We start from the raw sequence: 16749 nt of genomic DNA, 5'->3' as shown, positions 1-16749 counted from the left end.
GTTGGGGTGCTGCTTACTGCTGTGAAGACTGGATCGCGGTCAGGGCGATGGTGTAGACGATATCGTCAACCAGCGCGCCACGAGACAGGTCGTTCACCGGCTTGCGCATACCCTGCAGCATCGGCCCGATTGAGATCAGGTCGGCTGAACGCTGTACCGCTTTGTAGGTGGTGTTACCGGTGTTCAGATCCGGGAAGATGAACACGGTAGCGCGACCGGCAACCGGGGAGTTAGGCGCTTTGGATTTCGCTACGTCAGCCATTACTGCGGCGTCGTACTGCAGCGGGCCATCGATAACCAGATCCGGGCGTTTTTCCTGCGCCAGACGCGTCGCTTCACGCACTTTCTCTACATCGCTACCGGCACCAGAGTTACCGGTTGAGTAGGAGAGCATTGCTACGCGTGGTTCGATACCGAACGCGATCGCGGAATCAGCGGACTGAATCGCGATTTCTGCCAGTTGTTCAGCCGTTGGATCCGGGTTGATCGCACAGTCGCCGTAAACGTAAACCTGTTCTGGCAGCAGCATGAAGAACACAGAAGAAACCAGCGAGCTGCCAGGTGCGGTTTTAATCAACTGCAGCGGTGGACGGATGGTGTTCGCCGTGGTGTGTACCGCACCGGAAACCAGACCGTCAACTTCGTCCTGCTCCAGCATCAGCGTACCGAGCACCACGTTGTCTTCCAGCTGTTCGCGGGCAACCGCTTCGGTCATCCCTTTGCTCTTACGCAGTTCGACCAGACGGGCAACATAGCTTTCGCGTACCACTTCTGGATCAACGATTTCGATACCTGAACCCAGCTCAACGCCCTGAGACGCTGCAACGCGGGTGATCTCATCCGGGTTGCCCAGCAGCACACAGGTCGCGATACCGCGTTCTGCACAGATAGCGGCTGCTTTAACGGTACGTGGTTCGTCGCCTTCTGGCAGAACAACACGCTTGCCGGCTTTGCGCGCCAGCTCGGTGAGCTGGTAACGGAAGGCTGGCGGAGAGAGACGACGGCTGCGCTCGGAGGTCGCGGTCAGGGATTCAATCCAGTCAGCGTTGATGCAACCAGCAACGTATTCCTGCACTTTCTCGATACGCTGGTGGTCATCAACCGGCACTTCCAGGTTGAAGCTCTGCAGGCTCAGAGAGGTCTGCCAGGTGTTGGTGTTGACCATGAATACTGGCAGGCCAGTCTCAAACGCGCGTTCGCACAGCTTGCTGACGCGTGGGTCCATTTCGTAGGCACCGGTCAGCAGGATCGCGCCGATTTCTACGCCGTTCATCGCCGCCAGGCACGCTGCAACCAGCACGTCCGGACGGTCAGCAGAGGTCACCAGCAGAGAACCTGCACGGAAGTGTTCCAGCATGTGCGGAATGCTACGCGCACAGAAGGTTACAGACTTCACGCGACGGGTATTGATGTCGCCTTCGTTAACGACGGTCGCATTCAGGTGACGCGCCATATCGATGGCACGCGTTGCGATCAGATCGAAGCTCCACTGCACTGCGCCCAGAACTGGCAGAGAACTGTATTCCTGCAGTTTAGCCGGATCAATTTTCACCACTTTCGCTTTGGAAGAGTCGTCGAAAATCTCGGACAGGTCAGGACGGGTACGGCCTTGCTCATCAACCGGTGCGTTCAGCTTGTTCACGATAACGCCGGTGATGTTGGCGTTTTTCGCGCCGCCGAAGCTGCTGCGGGTCAGCTCAATACGCTCTTTCAGCTGTTCCGGGGTATCGGTACCCTGGGACATCACGAACACGATTTCTGCGTTCAGCGTCTTGGCGATTTCGAAGTTCAGAGACTGGGCAAACTGATGCTTGCGCGTCGGTACCAAACCTTCAACCAGCACCACTTCCGCATCCTGTGCGTTAGCGTGATAGTTGGCGATGATCTCTTCCATCAGCACGTCTTGCTGGTTGCTGGAGAGCAGAGACTCAACGTGACTCATTTTCAGCGGTTCAGCGGCTGGCAGAGTCGAGTTTGCGCGAATAATCGCGGTGGTCTGATCGGGAGCATCGCCACCAGCACGTGGTTGCGCAATTGGCTTAAACACGCTCAGACGAACGCCTTTGCGTTCCATCGCACGGATCACGCCGAGGCTGACGCTGGTCAGGCCTACGCTGGTTCCGGTCGGGATTAGCATAATAGTACGGGACACGATTTATCCTCTTTCGTTACCGCCCAAAACGGGCGGGCGACAAAACAGCACCGCCAGCATGGCTGGCGGTGTGGAATCAGGCAGTCAGACGGTTTGCGTCTTGCGCGATAACCAGCTCTTCGTTGGTTGGGATAACCATCGCGAGGCGGGTACCTTCTTTGTTGATGAAGCCAGACTTACCAAAGCGCGCGGCCAGGTTACGTTCGTGGTCAACATCAAAGCCCAGCACGCCCAGTTTGCCCAGGGACAGCTCGCGTACCATTGCTGCATTCTCGCCGATACCACCGGTGAATACGATCCCGTCCAGACGACCGTCCATCAGCGCAGTGTAAGAGCCGATGTATTTTGCCAGGCGGTGGCAGTAAACGTCCATTGCACGCTTCGCATCTTCTTTAGACGCGTAGTTGTCTTCAACGTAACGGCAATCGCTGGTGACTTCGGTCAGACCCAGCAGGCCAGACTCTTTGGTCAGCATGGTGTTGATCTGGTCAACGCTCATGCCCAGGTTGTCGTGCAGGAAGAAGATGATCGCTGGATCGATGTCACCGGTACGGGTGCCCATTACCAGGCCTTCCAGTGGGGTCAGACCCATGGAGGTATCAACACATTCGCCGTTACGGATAGCAGAAACGGAACCGCCGTTACCCAGGTGACAAGTAATGATGTTCACTTCTTCAACTGGCTTGTTCAGCATTTTCGCGGCTTCCTGAGTCACATAGTAGTGACTGGTGCCATGGAAGCCGTAGCGGCGCACGCCGTGCTCTTTGTAGAGGTTGTACGGCAGGGCGTACAGGTAAGACTCTTCCGGCATAGTCTGGTGGAACGCAGTGTCGAACACGGCCACGTTTTTGTCTTTTAAATGCGGGAAGGATTTCAGCGCTTCGGTGATACCGATCAGGTGAGCCGGGTTGTGCAGCGGTGCAAATGGCGCTGCATCTTTGATACCCTGAATCACGGTTTCATCGATGATTACAGATTTGGTGTACTTCTCGCCACCATGAACGATACGATGACCGATAGAGGTCAGCTGAGCGGACAGTTCTGGTTTTTGTGCCAGAATAGTGTTAACGATAAAGTTCAGCGCTTCACTGTGAGCGGCGCCTGCACCTAAAGCCGCTTCTTGTTTGCTGCCGTCCATTTTCCACTTGAGACGTGCTTCAGGAAGATGGAAACATTCGGCCAAACCAGAGAGGTACTCTTCACCGTTGAGCGCATCGATGATGGCGAATTTCAGTGAGGAGCTACCGCAGTTCAGAACCAGTACTAACTTACTCGACATGGAAGTACCTATTATTGATACGTGGCTAAAAAAACGTCAGTGAGTCTTAAAGCGTAACGCAAGATCAGGCTGACATTTATGATTAACATCATGCCGGAAGTACATTTCGGCATGACGAAAGGAATACATATGATTTTATGCCATTTTGCGCATTTTTCCGGCAATGGCATAATGTGCGATAATTTGACGAGTTAACGATTCTCGCCTAAGGCCTTTGCAGACCGGCACAGGATACCCGATACTGGGTAGCGCTGACAAAAGTTTTTGAACGTTGTCATGACCAGTTGTGGATTTGCACGAATTTTTTAATTTTTATATGTGAAGTTGAGGTAAGCCATGTCGACACCCGTGAACCCTTCCGTGAGCTTCTTTAGTCTGTTTCGTCGTGGACAGCACTATTCGAAGACGTGGCCAATGGAAAAGCGCCTGGCGCCCGTCTTTATTGAAAACCGCGCGATTCGCGCCACCCGTTATGCGATTCGCCTGATGCCGCCGATCGCCATCTTTACCCTGTGCTGGCAGATAGCCCTGGGCGGTCAGCTGGGGCCGGCGGTCGCCACCGCCTTGTTTGCCCTGAGTCTGCCGATGCAGGGATTATGGTGGCTGGGTAAACGCTCCGTCACCCCGTTGCCGCCCACCGTTTTAAACTGGTTTTATGAAGTCCGTGGCCGGTTGCAGGATGCAGGCCAGGCCCTCGCGCCGGTAGAAGGCAAACCGGATTACCAGGCGCTGGCCGACACCCTTAAGCGGGCATTTAACCAACTTGATAAAACATTCCTCGATGACTTGTGATTGATCATCGAAACGGTCACAAAAAAAAGGCACAGTAACAAACCGTTACCGTGTCTTTTTTTAATGCTGCATTGCGCAACAGGAGTCGAAAGATGGAAATGACCCACGCTCAACGTCTGATTTTGTCTAATCAGTACAAAATGATGACTATGCTTGATCCCGACAACGCCGAGCGCTATCGCCGCCTGCAGACTATCGTCGAACGTGGCTTTGGATTACAGATGCGCGAGCTGGATCGCGAGTTTGGTGAGCTGAAAGAAGAGACCTGTCGCACCGTGATCGACATTATGGAGATGTATCACGCGCTGCATGTGTCGTGGGCGAACCTGAAAGATGCCCAGACCATTGATGAACGTCGCGTGACCTTCCTCGGCTATGACGCGGCTACCGAATCCCGCTACCTGAGCTATGTGCGCTTTATGGTGAACGTGGAAGGGCGCTATACCCATTTTGATGCCGGTACGCATGGCTTTAATGCCCAGACGCCGATGTGGGATAAGTATCAGCGCATGCTTAGCGCATGGCACGCCTGTCCGCGCCAGTACCATTTGAGCAGCAACGAGATCCAACAAATTATTAATGCCTGACGGAGGTTGATGTGCAGTGTAAAGGTTTTCTGTTTGATCTGGACGGTACGCTGGTGGATTCCCTGCCAGTTGTAGAACGCTCCTGGTGCCACTGGGCCGACAGACATGGCATCGACCATCAGGACGTGCTGAATTTTATCCATGGCAAACAGGCCATAACCTCTTTACGGCACTTCTTATCCGGACGAAGTGAAGCGGATATCCAGGCGGAGTTTCGCTGGCTGGAGCAAATCGAGGCCACCGATACCGACGGCATTACCGCGCTGCCGGGGGCGCTGGCGCTGCTCAGACACCTCAATGAAAGCGCGATCCCGTGGGCCATCGTCACCTCCGGCTCTGTTCCTGTGGCCCATGCGCGCCACAAGGCCGCAGGGTTGCCGATGCCAGAAGTGTTTGTTACCGCTGAACGCGTGAAGCGCGGTAAGCCTGAGCCGGACGCTTTTTTACTGGGCGCAGAGCTGCTGGGGCTGGCCCCTGAAGCGTGCGTCGTTGTCGAAGACGCCGCTGCCGGGGTGCTGGCAGGCCTCAATGCCGGAAGCCACGTTATCGCCGTTAATGTGCCCGCCGACTCCCCACGTCTGGATGAAGCCGACTTTGTACTGACCACGCTGGAGGCGCTGGCGGTAAGCCGTTCCGCCGACGGGAATGTAACCGTCACGCGGAAAGTGTAATCACATGATGTAGCCCCACATTGCTGGGGCTTTTTTATGGCACTATTTCTCGCACTCTTTTCTGACAAGGACCTGTTTTGAACGGTGAACTTACCTGGGTGTTGAGCTTGCTGCTCATCGCTATCCTCCTTTTTGCGACCGGCAAAGTGCGCATGGACGCCGTGGCGCTGCTGGTGATCGTGGCCTTTGTCCTCAGCGGCACCCTGACGCTCCCGGAAGCCTTTTCCGGTTTTAGCGATCCCAACGTTATTCTTATTGCTGCGCTGTTTATCATCGGCGACGGGCTGGTGCGTACTGGCGTGGCAACCAGTATGGGTGCCTGGCTGGTGAAGGTGGCGGGCAGCAGCGAAACCAAAATGTTGGTTTATCTGATGCTGACCGTCGCTGGGTTGGGGGCTTTTATGAGCTCTACCGGGGTGGTGGCGATCTTTATTCCCGTGGTGCTGAGCGTTTCGATGCGGATGCAAATCTCGCCGTCGCGCCTGATGATGCCGCTGAGCTTTGCCGGGCTTATCAGCGGCATGATGACCCTGGTGGCGACGCCGCCGAACCTGGTGGTCAACAGCGAGCTGCTGCGCGAAGGCCTGCAAGGGTTCAGCTTTTTTAGTGTCACCCCGCTGGGGCTGGTGATTCTGGCGATGGGCATTGTCTATATGCTGCTGACCCGCTTTGCCCTGAAAAGTGAGGGGCAGGATAAATCCCGCGATGGCTGGAAGCGGCGCACCTTCCGCGATTTGATTAAAGAGTATCGTCTGACCGGGCGGGCCCGTCGCCTCGCTATCCGTCCTGGCTCGCCGATGATTGGTCAGCGGCTGGACGATCTCAAGCTGCGCGAACGCTACGGCGCTAACGTTATTGGCGTCGAGCGCTGGCGTCGATTCCGCCGGGTTATCGTCAATGTGAACGGCGTATCCGAGTTCCGCGCCCGGGACGTGCTGCTAATTGATATGTCATCGGCGGATGTCGACCTGCGCGAATTTTGCAGCGAGCAGCTTCTGGAACCGATGGTGCTGCGCGGCGAGTACTTCTCCGATCAGGCGCTGGACGTCGGCATGGCTGAAGTCTCGCTGATCCCCGAATCTGAACTGCTCGGCAAGACGATGCGCGAAATCGGCTTTCGTACCCGCTATGGCCTGAACGTGGTGGGATTAAAACGTGACGGCGTAGCGCTGGAGGGGGCAGTGGTCGACGAGCCTCTGCAACTGGGGGACATTTTCCTCGTGGTGGGTAACTGGAAACTGATCGGCCAGCTGGGACAGGCGGGGCGCGACTTTGTGGTGCTCAATTTACCCATTGAGGTGAGTGACGCGTCTCCGGCCCATAGCCAGGCACCGCACGCCATTTTTTGTCTGGTGCTGATGGTCGCCCTGATGCTGACGGATGAAATTCCCAATCCCGTCGCCGCTATCATTGCCTGCCTGCTGATGGGCAAGTTTCGCTGTATCGATGCCGAAAGTGCCTATAAGGCGATTCACTGGCCGAGCATCATTCTGATCGTCGGCATGATGCCCTTCGCGCTGGCACTGCAAAAAACCGGCGGTGTGGATTTGGTGGTGAAAGGGTTGATGGATCTGGGCGGCGGCTACGGCCCTTATATGATGCTGATCTGCCTGTTCGTGATGTGCGCCACCATCGGGCTGTTTATCTCAAATACGGCGACCGCAGTGCTGATGGCACCCATCGCGCTGGCGATGGCGAAATCCATGGGCGTCTCGCCCTATCCGTTCGCCATGATGGTCGCGATGGCCGCGTCTGCGGCCTTTATGACGCCGGTCTCATCGCCCGTCAATACGCTGGTACTGGGACCGGGTAAGTATACCTTTAGCGACTTTGTGAAGCTTGGCGTGCCTTTCACCTTTTTGGTGATGGTGGTATGCGTGATCTTGATACCGGTGCTGTTCCCGTTTTAAGGGCGTTGCCCGGCTTCCGGGCAACAACCTATAAAGATGAATCCTGGCTGATCTCATCCAGCGACAGCTGGAAGCTGGGAACGAAGACCTGCATAAAGTAGTCCATCTCCTCACTGCGCCGCGCGTCGAGCGTTTTTTCCAGCCGGGATTTGGCCAGCAAAAATTCGTGATTACCGGCAGAGAGCTCTTCCAGACACTTCAGATAGGCGCACAGGGCATCGGCCTGCTTAACAATTGCGCGCTCTTCTTCGCTATAGCTGTTCTCATCGATTAGGGGCTCAAAGATATCGCGCAGCTCTTCCGGTACCATCTCCACCAGTTTTTGCTGGGCGATTTTTTCGATCGCTTTGTACTCCTGCGCAATTTGCGAATTGAAGTATTTGACCGGGGTCGGCAGATCGCCGGTCAGCACTTCTGAGGCATCATGGTACATCGCCAGCAGGGCAATACGTTCGGCGTTGGCCTGACCGTTGAACTTGCGGTTTTTAATCGCCGCCAGCGCGTGGGCCACCATCGCCACCTGCAGGCTGTGTTCAGAGACGTTCTCGGTGCGTACGTTGCGCATCAGCGGCCAGCGGTTGATAAGTTTCAGGCGGGAAAGATGGGCGAAAAAATGACTCTGACTCATAAGTTACCTTTTGTCTTGCACAGCGAGGTTTGATTGTGAGGGGAGGGGAGGCGAGATGCAAATCGGGCTGCCATTGGCAGCCCGATTATCCTGTTACTGATGGTATCCACCGAGGAAGCGACCGAACCGGCTGATGGCCATTTCCAGCTCATCTTCACGCGGGAGCGTCACAATACGGACATGATCCGGCCATGGCCAGTTAAACGCAGTGCCTTGCACCAGCAGCACTTTTTCCTGCAGCAGGAAGTCGAGCACCAGCTTCTGGTCATCAAAGATATTGAAGCGCTTGATGTCGATTTTCGGGAACATGTACAGCGCACCGTTCGGCTTCACGCAGGAGACGCCCGGAATGTCGTTAATCAGTTCCCACGCGCGGTTACGTTGCTCATACAGACGCCCGCCAGGCACGATAAATTCACTGATGCTCTGATACCCGCCCAGCGCCGTCTGGATGGCGTGCTGTGCCGGGACGTTTGCGCACAGGCGCATAGAGGAGAGCATTTCCAGCCCTTCGATATAGCCTTTCGCGTGTTTCTTCGGCCCGTTCAGTACCATCCAGCCCTGGCGGAAGCCCGCGACACGGTAGGTTTTGGACAGACCGTTAAAGGTGACGGTCAGCAGGTCCGGTGCCAGAGCGGCAATAGAGTGGTGCTGCGCAGCGTCGTACAGGATCTTGTCGTAAATCTCGTCGGCAAAGATGATCAGATTATGCTGACGGGCCAGCTCGACAATCTCCAGCAGCAGCTCTTTTGAGTAGACTGCGCCGGTAGGGTTGTTAGGGTTAATGATCACGATACCGCGGGTACGCGGCGTGATTTTGGCGCGAATATCGTCCAGGTCAGGGAACCAGCCTGCCGATTCATCACACAGGTAATGAACCGCTTTACCGCTGGAGAGCGATACTGCGGCGGTCCACAGCGGATAATCCGGTGCAGGCACCAGCATTTCGTCGCCGCTGTTCAGCAGGGCCTGCATCGACTGAACGATCAACTCAGAGACACCGTTGCCGATATAGATATCTTCAACCGTCACATCGCGCATGCCGCGCGCCTGATAGTGCTGCATGATCGCTTTACGCGCCGTGTAGAGACCTTTCGAGTCGCTGTAGCCTTGCGCTGTCGGCAGGTTGCGGATCACATCAACCAGAATTTCATCCGGTGCATCAAAACCAAATGGCGCCGGGTTGCCGATATTAAGTTTAAGAACTTTATTGCCTTCTTCTTCAAGGCGTTTTGCCTCTTTAAGAACCGGGCCACGAATGTCGTAACAAACGTTATCTAACTTACTGGATTTTTCGATGGGTGACATGAACCTTTAACCTTTTCGCTGTTATTGCTACTTCCTGCCGTGGAAGTCAGCACGAAACAATGTACTCCTGCATCGCCCGGTTTTGAAGCGTAAACAGGAGAACATTTTGTGCATACTGTTAAACTACAGGTAATATTTTTATCTGTATTTTTCGTTAACATGGATTTTCCATGCCGGGTCCCGACGATCTTGTGGTTGAATGTTTTGATTAGTGTGGTTTATTGTGGATTTTTCACTGTAAAAATGGTGCGGGCCGGGCGATTTACCGCGGCGGTGCTACAGTTTCTGGTAGTAATCTTTCGTAAAAGCTGAAGCGAGCGTGACGCGTAATCTAAAAACGCGTTTTAAATAAACGTTACGCGTTTGAAAATAATGTTAAGCATTATTAATCAATAAGTCCTGATTAAAATATTATTTATTTCTTAATAAATATGAATTCGCAACTTTCGTTAATATAAATTAAATTAGTTTAGCCAGTTATCAATCAGGTTAAATCAGATAAGAGGCGATAAGGCTTATAAACAAAAGGGATTTGGGTTAAGATGTCGCACAAGGACAGGCGGGGCAAGAAGCCGTTGCTGGCCTCGCTGTCGTTCCTTTTATTAGTTTCTTGTTATTGCTAGAATTATCTCTGCCTTGCTAAGTTAAGCAATACCATTGCTGCGTAGCCTTTACTGCGATAAAGTTGGCGCTGGAAATGCTGTTCCTTTACGGCATTTACATTATCCAGCAAGCATTTATATATCTCGAGTGTTGTTGAGAATAAAAATATCGTCAGATAAGTTGTTTCTGACCGCTGATATACCCAGCACGATTACTTTATGCAGGCACACTGCCAGACCGGGACGTCAGAGGGTTTTGTTCAGAAGGAACTGTTTTACTTTTACGCACACAGCTTAACCTCGGGGCAGCTCCGCGCGAGTAACCTGTAAGTGAAAAGACATGAATATTGCAAATCGTCCGATACTGAATCTCGACCTCGATCTGCTGAGAACCTTTGTTGCGGTCGCCGATCTGAACACCTTTGCTGCTGCGGCGGCGGCAGTTTGCCGTACCCAATCTGCGGTCAGTCAACAAATGCAACGACTGGAGCAACTGGTCGGTAAAGAGCTTTTTGCCCGTCATGGCCGCAATAAGCTGTTAACTGAACACGGTATTCAGCTGCTGGGCTATGCCCGAAAAATTCTTCGTTTTAATGACGAAGCATGTACGTCATTAATGTTTAGTAATCTGCAGGGTGTCTTAACCTTAGGCGCTTCGGATGAGTCCGCCGATACCATTCTGCCGTTCCTGCTCAACCGCATCAGTTCGGTTTATCCGAAACTTGCGCTGGATGTCAGGGTAAAGCGCAACGCGTTTATGGTTGATATGCTTCAGGAACAGGAAGTCGATCTGGTGGTGACCACGCACCGTGCCGGGCAGTTTGATTGTCTGACGCTGCGCACCTCGCCGACCCACTGGTACAGTGCTGCTGAGTTTGTGTTACAGCGCGGTGAGCCCGTACCGCTGGTTCTGCTGGACGATCCCAGTCCGTTCCGCGATATCGTGTTATCCACGCTCACTGCCGCTAATATCCCCTGGCGACTCGCGTACGTGGCCTCCACGTTGCCTGCCGTGCGCGCCGCAGTAAAAGCGGGGCTTGGGGTGACCGCTCGCCCGGTTGAGATGATGAGTCCCGACTTACGCGTATTAGGTAAAGCGGACGGATTGCCACAGCTGCCTGACACGGAGTACATGCTCTGCCATAACCCGTTGAGCAACAACGAGCTGGCGCAGACCATTTTCACGGCGATGGATAACTACCATAATCCGTGGCAGTACAATAATGTTACCCCGGAAGGGGGGGATGACTCCCTGGTAACCGAGCGCGATTTCGAGTAAGCGAATCGCTAATATTTCGGTAACAAATTGCTTCTGCAAAAAAAGAATCACTGAGGCTCATTTGCGGCCCAGTGGTTCTTTTTTATCATCTGGTCCCAGTGGTTTGGCTTAAGTTGCAATTAATAATCATGTTTATCAATGGCATGGTCATTCGCCCTGTCTGGGTTGCCCCACGCGCTTCTCTCCGTACAATGTCAATGGTCATGTTAAAAAAGCAGCAAAGATGTTGCCGTTTTTTTGATTGAATTAACAAAAGCGTGTCACAGATCAAGAAAATACTCCTCTTTGGGGGGAGGAATCAGCGGCAAATCCTGTCAAACTAAGAGGGTAATCTTGGCATTAATACATTACGGACACGATTCAACACCCTAACGCAGGAACACGCCTCACGCCTCGTGAGGGGAAAAGGGCATTAAATGTTAATGAAGATCGAACGATGTAATTTAATGTGAAGAAACTTTTGTTAAAGTTGACAAAAGGTTATAGAAAGGAGTAAAAAACCTCATCATTTTGCTGTCTATGTCTCATTTTCGACAGTTAGTGTACGGTTATTTGTTCCTCCCCATGAATCGATGTGATGCCCATCTGCCAGTAAGAGCAGGGTTTACAGGTATCACTTTTGATGAGTAAGCAATGAGTATGTCAACATCCACAGAAGTCATCGCTCATCACTGGGCATTCGCAATCTTTCTTATCGTTGCCATTGGCCTGTGCTGCCTGATGCTTGTCGGCGGCTGGTTCCTGGGCGGTCGCGCCCGCGCAAGGCACAAAAACACGCCATTCGAATCGGGTATCGATTCGGTAGGTACCGCGCGTTTACGCCTGTCTGCCAAATTCTATCTGGTGGCCATGTTCTTCGTCATCTTCGACGTGGAAGCGCTTTACCTGTTCGCATGGTCTGTCTCTATCCGCGAAAGTGGTTGGGTAGGCTTTGTCGAGGCCGCAATTTTCATTTTAGTGTTACTGGCCGGTCTGGTTTATCTGGTGCGTATCGGCGCGCTGGACTGGACACCTGTACGCTCACGCCGTGAACGTGCCAACCCGGGAAACAGTATCTCTAATCGTCAGCAGTAACAGCGAGGCAATAAGATGGATTATACGCTCACCCGCATAGATCCTAACGGTGAGAATGACCGTTACCCCCTGCAAAAGCAGGAGATCGTAACCGACCCCCTGGAGCAAGAAGTCAACAAAAGCGTGTACATGGGCAAGCTCGAGAATGCCATGCACGATATGGTCAACTGGGGACGCAAGAACTCAATCTGGCCGTATAACTTCGGTCTTTCTTGCTGCTACGTTGAAATGGTGACGTCATTCACTGCGGTGCATGACGTTGCGCGTTTTGGTGCAGAAGTACTGCGTGCCTCCCCGCGTCAGGCTGACCTGATGGTGGTGGCGGGGACCTGCTTTACCAAAATGGCGCCGGTCATTCAGCGCCTTTATGACCAGATGCTTGAGCCAAAATGGGTTATCTCCATGGGCGCTTGTGCTAACTCTGGCGGCATGTACGACATCTATTCCGTCGTGCAGGGCGTAGACAAGTTCATTCCGGTGGACGTTTACATCCCGGGCTGCCCACCGCGTCCTGAGGCCTACATGCAGGCCCTGATGCTGCTGCAGGAGTCGATTGGCAAAGAACGCCGTCCGCTCTCCTGGGTTGTGGGCGATCAGGGCGTGTACCGCGCTAACATGCAGTCTGAGCGCGAGCGTAAACGCGGCGAACGTATTGCCGTCACCAACCTGCGTACACCAGACGAAATTTAATTTGCGCCTGTGGGCTGGAGATAACCTTCGCATATCACTATTCAAATAGCGCGAAGCCACGCCCGACAGTCACCACGGACCATTTGCAATGGTGAACACTATGACCGACTTAACCGCGCAAGACGCCGCCTGGCAAACACGGGATCATCTCGATGACCCGGTCATTGGCGAAATGCGCAACCGTTTTGGGCCGGATGCCTTTACTGTTCAGGCCACCCGTACCGGGGTACCCGTTGTTTGGGTGAAGCGTGAGCAATTACTGGAAGTGGTTGATTTCCTAAAGAAACTACCTAAACCTTACGTCATGCTGTTTGACCTGCACGGCATGGATGAGCGACTGCGTACGCACCGCCACGGTTTACCCGCGGCGGATTTTTCCGTTTTCTACCACCTGATCTCAATAGACCGTAATACGGATATCATGCTCAAGGTGGCATTGTCTGAAAACGACATGCATCTGCCGACCGTCACCAAACTGTTCCCGAACGCTAACTGGTATGAGCGTGAGACCTGGGAAATGTTTGGCATGACTTTCGATGGCCACCCGCACCTGACGCGCATCATGATGCCGCCGACGTGGACCGGTCACCCGCTGCGTAAAGATTATCCGGCGCGCGCCACCGAATTCGATCCGTTTGAGCTGACCAAAGCCAAGCAGGATCTGGAGATGGAAGCGCTGACCTTCAAGCCGGAAGACTGGGGCATGAAGCGCGGCACCGAAAACGAGGACTTCATGTTCCTCAACCTCGGTCCGAACCACCCGTCTGCGCACGGTGCATTCCGTATTATTCTTCAGCTCGACGGCGAAGAGATTGTCGACTGTGTGCCAGACGTGGGCTATCACCACCGTGGCGCAGAGAAGATGGGCGAACGTCAGTCCTGGCACAGCTACATTCCGTACACCGACCGTATCGAGTACCTCGGCGGCTGCGTGAACGAAATGCCTTACGTGCTGGCGGTTGAAAAACTGGCCGGCATTAAAGTGCCGGAACGCGTTGACGTGATCCGCGTGATGCTGTCTGAGCTGTTCCGTATCAACAGCCACCTGCTGTACATCTCCACGTTTATCCAGGACGTTGGTGCGATGACCCCGGTGTTCTTCGCCTTTACCGACCGTCAGAAAATTTATGATCTGGTGGAAGCGATTACAGGCTTCCGTATGCACCCGGCCTGGTTCCGTATCGGCGGTGTGGCGCACGACCTGCCGCGCGGCTGGGATCGTCTGCTGCGTGAGTTCCTCGACTGGATGCCAAAACGTCTGGCGTCATACGAGAAAGCCGCACTGCGTAACTCGATCCTGATTGGCCGTTCGAAAGGCGTTGCCGCTTATGGCGCGAAAGAGGCGCTGGAGTGGGGCACCACCGGTGCTGGCCTGCGTGCAACCGGTATTGATTTCGACGTGCGTAAAGCCCGTCCTTACTCTGGCTACGAAAACTTCGACTTTGAAGTACCGGTTGGCGGCGGCGTGTCCGACTGCTACACCCGCGTAATGCTGAAAGTGGAAGAGCTGCGTCAGAGTCTGCGTATCCTTGAGCAGTGCCTCAACAACATGCCGGAAGGCCCGTTCAAGGCGGATCACCCGCTGACGACGCCGCCACCGAAAGAGCGCACGCTGCAACATATCGAAACCTTGATCACGCACTTCCTGCAGGTTTCGTGGGGTCCGGTGATGCCGGCCAACGAATCCTTCCAGATGATCGAAGCGACCAAGGGGATCAACAGTTATTACCTGACCAGCGACGGCAGCACCATGAGCTACCGTACGCGTATCCGTACGCCGAGCTTTGCGCACCTGCAGCAAATCCCGTCCGCCATTCGCGGCAGTCTGGTCTCTGACCTGATTGTGTATCTGGGTAGTATCGATTTTGTTATGTCAGACGTGGACCGCTAATTATGCACGAGAATCAACAACCACAAACCGAGGCTTTTGAGCTGAGTGCCGCAGAACGTGCTGCGATTGAGCATGAGATGCATCACTACGAAGACCCGCGTGCGGCGTCCATTGAAGCGCTGAAAATCGTTCAGAAACAGCGTGGTTGGGTGCCAGATGGAGCAATCTATGCTATCGCGGACGTGCTGGGTATTCCGGCAAGCGACGTCGAAGGCGTGGCAACGTTCTACAGTCAGATCTTCCGCCAGCCGGTTGGCCGTCATGTGATCCGCTATTGCGACAGCGTGGTATGCCATATCACTGGTTATCAGGGGATCCAGGCCGCTATCGAGAAAAAACTCGATATTAAGCCGGGACAGACCACCTTTGATGGGCGTTTTACCCTGCTGCCAACCTGCTGCCTGGGTAACTGCGACAAGGGGCCGGCGATGATGATCGATGAGGATACTCACGTTCATGTGACGCCGGAAGCGATTCCTGACCTGCTGGAGCAGTACAAATGAAAACCGTAATGCGTACTGCTGAAACGCATCCGCTGACCTGGCGTCTGCGCGATGACAAACAGCCGGTATGGCTTGATGAATATCAGAGCAAAAACGGCTATTCCGGCGCACGTAAAGCGCTGGGCGGCATGGCGCCTGATGAGATCGTCAACGCTGTGAAAGACGCTGGCCTGAAAGGGCGCGGCGGTGCAGGCTTTTCCACCGGACTGAAGTGGAGCCTGATGCCAAAAGACGAATCCATGAACATCCGTTACCTGCTGTGTAATGCCGATGAAATGGAGCCGGGCACCTACAAAGATCGCCTGCTGATGGAGCAGCTGCCGCACCTGCTGGTGGAAGGCATGCTGATCTCCGCCTTCGCGCTGAAAGCCTACCGCGGTTACATCTTCCTGCGCGGCGAGTACATCGAAGCGGCAGAGAACCTGCGCCGCGCGATTGCCGAAGCCACCGAGGCGGGCCTGCTTGGTAAAAACATTCTGGGCACCGGTTTTGACTTCGAACTGTTCGTGCACACTGGCGCCGGGCGTTATATCTGCGGTGAAGAGACCGCGCTGATTAACTCTCTGGAAGGACGCCGTGCGAACCCGCGTTCCAAGCCGCCGTTCCCGGCGAGCTCCGGCGTGTGGGGTAAACCGACCTGTGTAAACAACGTCGAAACCCTGTGCAACGTTCCGGCTATCCTTGATAACGGCGTGGCGTGGTACCAGGGCATCTCGACCAGTAAAGATGCCGGCACCAAGCTGATGGGCTTCTCGGGCCGCGTGAAAAACCCGGGCCTGTGGGAACTGCCGTTTGGCACCACCGCACGCGAAATTCTTGAAGACTACGCGGGTGGCATGCGCGATGGCCTGAAATTCAAAGCCTGGCAGCCGGGTGGGGCAGGGACAGACTTCCTGACCGAAGCCCACCTTGATCTGCCGATGGAATTCGAAAGCATTGGTAAAGCAGGCAGCCGTCTGGGTACGGCGCTGGCGATGGCCGTCGACCACGAGATCGGCATGGTGTCGCTGGTGCGTAACCTGGAAGAGTTCTTCGCCCGTGAGTCCTGCGGCTGGTGTACGCCATGTCGTGACGGTCTGCCGTGGAGCGTGAAGATCCTGCGTGCTATTGAGCGTGGCGAAGGCCAGCCTGGCGATATCGAGACACTTGAGCAACTGTGTCGATTCTTAGGGCCGGGTAAAACCTTCTGTGCGCATGCGCCAGGTGCCGTTGAGCCACTGCAAAGCGCAATTAAATATTTCCGCGACGAATTCGAAGCAGGCATCAAGCAGCCGTTCAGCAATACCCATTTGATTAATGGTATTCAGCCGAACCTGCTGAAAGCGCGCTGGTAACGACGAAGAATTTTGATTAACGCTCGAAGTTAATTCGAGCCAACTGGAA

14 protein-coding genes are annotated in these 16749 nt (G+C 54.3%); 10 read left to right on the top strand and 4 right to left on the bottom strand.

Annotation, left to right across the window (positions count from 1 at the left end):
* Positions 1-13: 13 nt before the first annotated feature.
* Positions 14-2152 carry a phosphate acetyltransferase gene (gene pta / locus M8014_RS12955; RefSeq protein WP_271282845.1) on the bottom strand — a complete coding sequence of 713 codons (2139 nt, stop codon included), beginning with the start codon at positions 2150-2152 and terminating at the stop codon, positions 14-16.
* 76 nt (positions 2153-2228) lie between these two features.
* Complete coding sequence (ackA, locus tag M8014_RS12950) at positions 2229-3431, bottom strand: acetate kinase (protein ID WP_271282844.1); 1203 nt, start codon at positions 3429-3431, stop codon at positions 2229-2231.
* Between the two features lie 336 nt (positions 3432-3767).
* Between ackA and yfbV the strand changes: the two genes are divergently transcribed.
* From yfbV to M8014_RS12930, 4 genes are all read left to right on the top strand, one after another.
* A complete protein-coding gene (gene yfbV / locus M8014_RS12945) occupies positions 3768-4223 on the top strand; it encodes a terminus macrodomain insulation protein YfbV (protein WP_271282843.1) in 456 nt (151 codons plus the stop codon).
* Between the two features lie 92 nt (positions 4224-4315).
* Positions 4316-4810, top strand: coding sequence for a YfbU family protein (locus M8014_RS12940; RefSeq protein WP_271282842.1), 495 nt, complete (start codon positions 4316-4318; stop codon positions 4808-4810).
* Positions 4811-4821: 11 nt separating this feature from the next.
* Positions 4822-5481, top strand: coding sequence for a sugar phosphatase (locus M8014_RS12935; RefSeq protein ID WP_271282841.1), 660 nt, complete (start codon positions 4822-4824; stop codon positions 5479-5481).
* A 77-nt stretch (positions 5482-5558) separates the two neighbouring features.
* A complete protein-coding gene (locus M8014_RS12930) occupies positions 5559-7391 on the top strand; it encodes an SLC13 family permease (RefSeq protein ID WP_271282840.1) in 1833 nt (610 codons plus the stop codon).
* Positions 7392-7419: 28 nt separating this feature from the next.
* Here the strand turns inward: M8014_RS12930 and yfbR are convergent, their stop codons facing one another.
* The gene (gene yfbR / locus M8014_RS12925) at positions 7420-8019 is read right to left on the bottom strand and encodes a 5'-deoxynucleotidase (RefSeq protein ID WP_271282839.1); all 600 of its coding nucleotides are present in this window, start codon (positions 8017-8019) and stop codon (positions 7420-7422) included.
* 93 nt (positions 8020-8112) lie between these two features.
* The gene (locus tag M8014_RS12920; protein ID WP_271282838.1) at positions 8113-9327 is read right to left on the bottom strand and encodes a pyridoxal phosphate-dependent aminotransferase; all 1215 of its coding nucleotides are present in this window, start codon (positions 9325-9327) and stop codon (positions 8113-8115) included.
* A 942-nt stretch (positions 9328-10269) separates the two neighbouring features.
* Here M8014_RS12920 and lrhA point away from each other — a divergent pair.
* From lrhA to nuoF, 6 genes are all read left to right on the top strand, one after another.
* Positions 10270-11208, top strand: coding sequence for a transcriptional regulator LrhA (gene lrhA, locus M8014_RS12915; protein ID WP_271282837.1), 939 nt, complete (start codon positions 10270-10272; stop codon positions 11206-11208).
* Between the two features lie 633 nt (positions 11209-11841).
* Positions 11842-12282, top strand: coding sequence for an NADH-quinone oxidoreductase subunit NuoA (gene nuoA, locus M8014_RS12910; protein WP_271282836.1), 441 nt, complete (start codon positions 11842-11844; stop codon positions 12280-12282).
* 15 nt (positions 12283-12297) lie between these two features.
* Positions 12298-12972, top strand: coding sequence for an NADH-quinone oxidoreductase subunit NuoB (gene nuoB, locus M8014_RS12905; RefSeq protein WP_032612787.1), 675 nt, complete (start codon positions 12298-12300; stop codon positions 12970-12972).
* A gap of 88 nt (positions 12973-13060) precedes the next feature.
* Positions 13061-14863 carry an NADH-quinone oxidoreductase subunit C/D gene (nuoC, locus tag M8014_RS12900; RefSeq protein ID WP_271282835.1) on the top strand — a complete coding sequence of 601 codons (1803 nt, stop codon included), beginning with the start codon at positions 13061-13063 and terminating at the stop codon, positions 14861-14863.
* A 2-nt stretch (positions 14864-14865) separates the two neighbouring features.
* On the top strand, positions 14866-15366 hold the full coding sequence (nuoE, locus tag M8014_RS12895; RefSeq protein WP_271268867.1) for an NADH-quinone oxidoreductase subunit NuoE: 501 nt from the start codon (positions 14866-14868) through the stop codon (positions 15364-15366).
* On the top strand, positions 15363-16700 hold the full coding sequence (nuoF, locus tag M8014_RS12890) for an NADH-quinone oxidoreductase subunit NuoF (protein ID WP_271282834.1): 1338 nt from the start codon (positions 15363-15365) through the stop codon (positions 16698-16700). Before nuoE ends, nuoF begins: the two co-directional genes overlap by 4 nt.
* The last annotated feature ends 49 nt before the right edge of the window (positions 16701-16749 follow it).

The sequence above is a fragment of the Silvania hatchlandensis genome, from assembly GCF_025564065.1.
GTDB classification, from domain to species: domain Bacteria; phylum Pseudomonadota; class Gammaproteobacteria; order Enterobacterales; family Enterobacteriaceae; genus Enterobacter; species Enterobacter hatchlandensis.
Note: the sequence above shows the minus strand (reverse complement) of the source record. Positions and strands in the feature narration are given on the sequence as shown.

Bases quoted from the DNA above. Each gene is read 5' to 3' on its own strand.
- ackA (WP_271282844.1), bottom strand. From the start codon at position 3,431: ATGTCGAGTAAGTTAGTACTGGTTCTGAACTGCGGTAGCTCCTCACTG.
- yfbV (WP_271282843.1), top strand. From the start codon at position 3,768: ATGTCGACACCCGTGAACCCTTCCGTGAGCTTCTTTAGTCTGTTTCGT.
- M8014_RS12940 (WP_271282842.1), top strand. From the start codon at position 4,316: ATGGAAATGACCCACGCTCAACGTCTGATTTTGTCTAATCAGTACAAA.
- yfbR (WP_271282839.1), bottom strand. From the start codon at position 8,019: ATGAGTCAGAGTCATTTTTTCGCCCATCTTTCCCGCCTGAAACTTATC.
- M8014_RS12920 (WP_271282838.1), bottom strand. From the start codon at position 9,327: ATGTCACCCATCGAAAAATCCAGTAAGTTAGATAACGTTTGTTACGAC.
- lrhA (WP_271282837.1), top strand. From the start codon at position 10,270: ATGAATATTGCAAATCGTCCGATACTGAATCTCGACCTCGATCTGCTG.
- nuoA (WP_271282836.1), top strand. From the start codon at position 11,842: ATGAGTATGTCAACATCCACAGAAGTCATCGCTCATCACTGGGCATTC.
- nuoB (WP_032612787.1), top strand. From the start codon at position 12,298: ATGGATTATACGCTCACCCGCATAGATCCTAACGGTGAGAATGACCGT.
- nuoC (WP_271282835.1), top strand. From the start codon at position 13,061: ATGGTGAACACTATGACCGACTTAACCGCGCAAGACGCCGCCTGGCAA.
- nuoE (WP_271268867.1), top strand. From the start codon at position 14,866: ATGCACGAGAATCAACAACCACAAACCGAGGCTTTTGAGCTGAGTGCC.
- nuoF (WP_271282834.1), top strand. From the start codon at position 15,363: ATGAAAACCGTAATGCGTACTGCTGAAACGCATCCGCTGACCTGGCGT.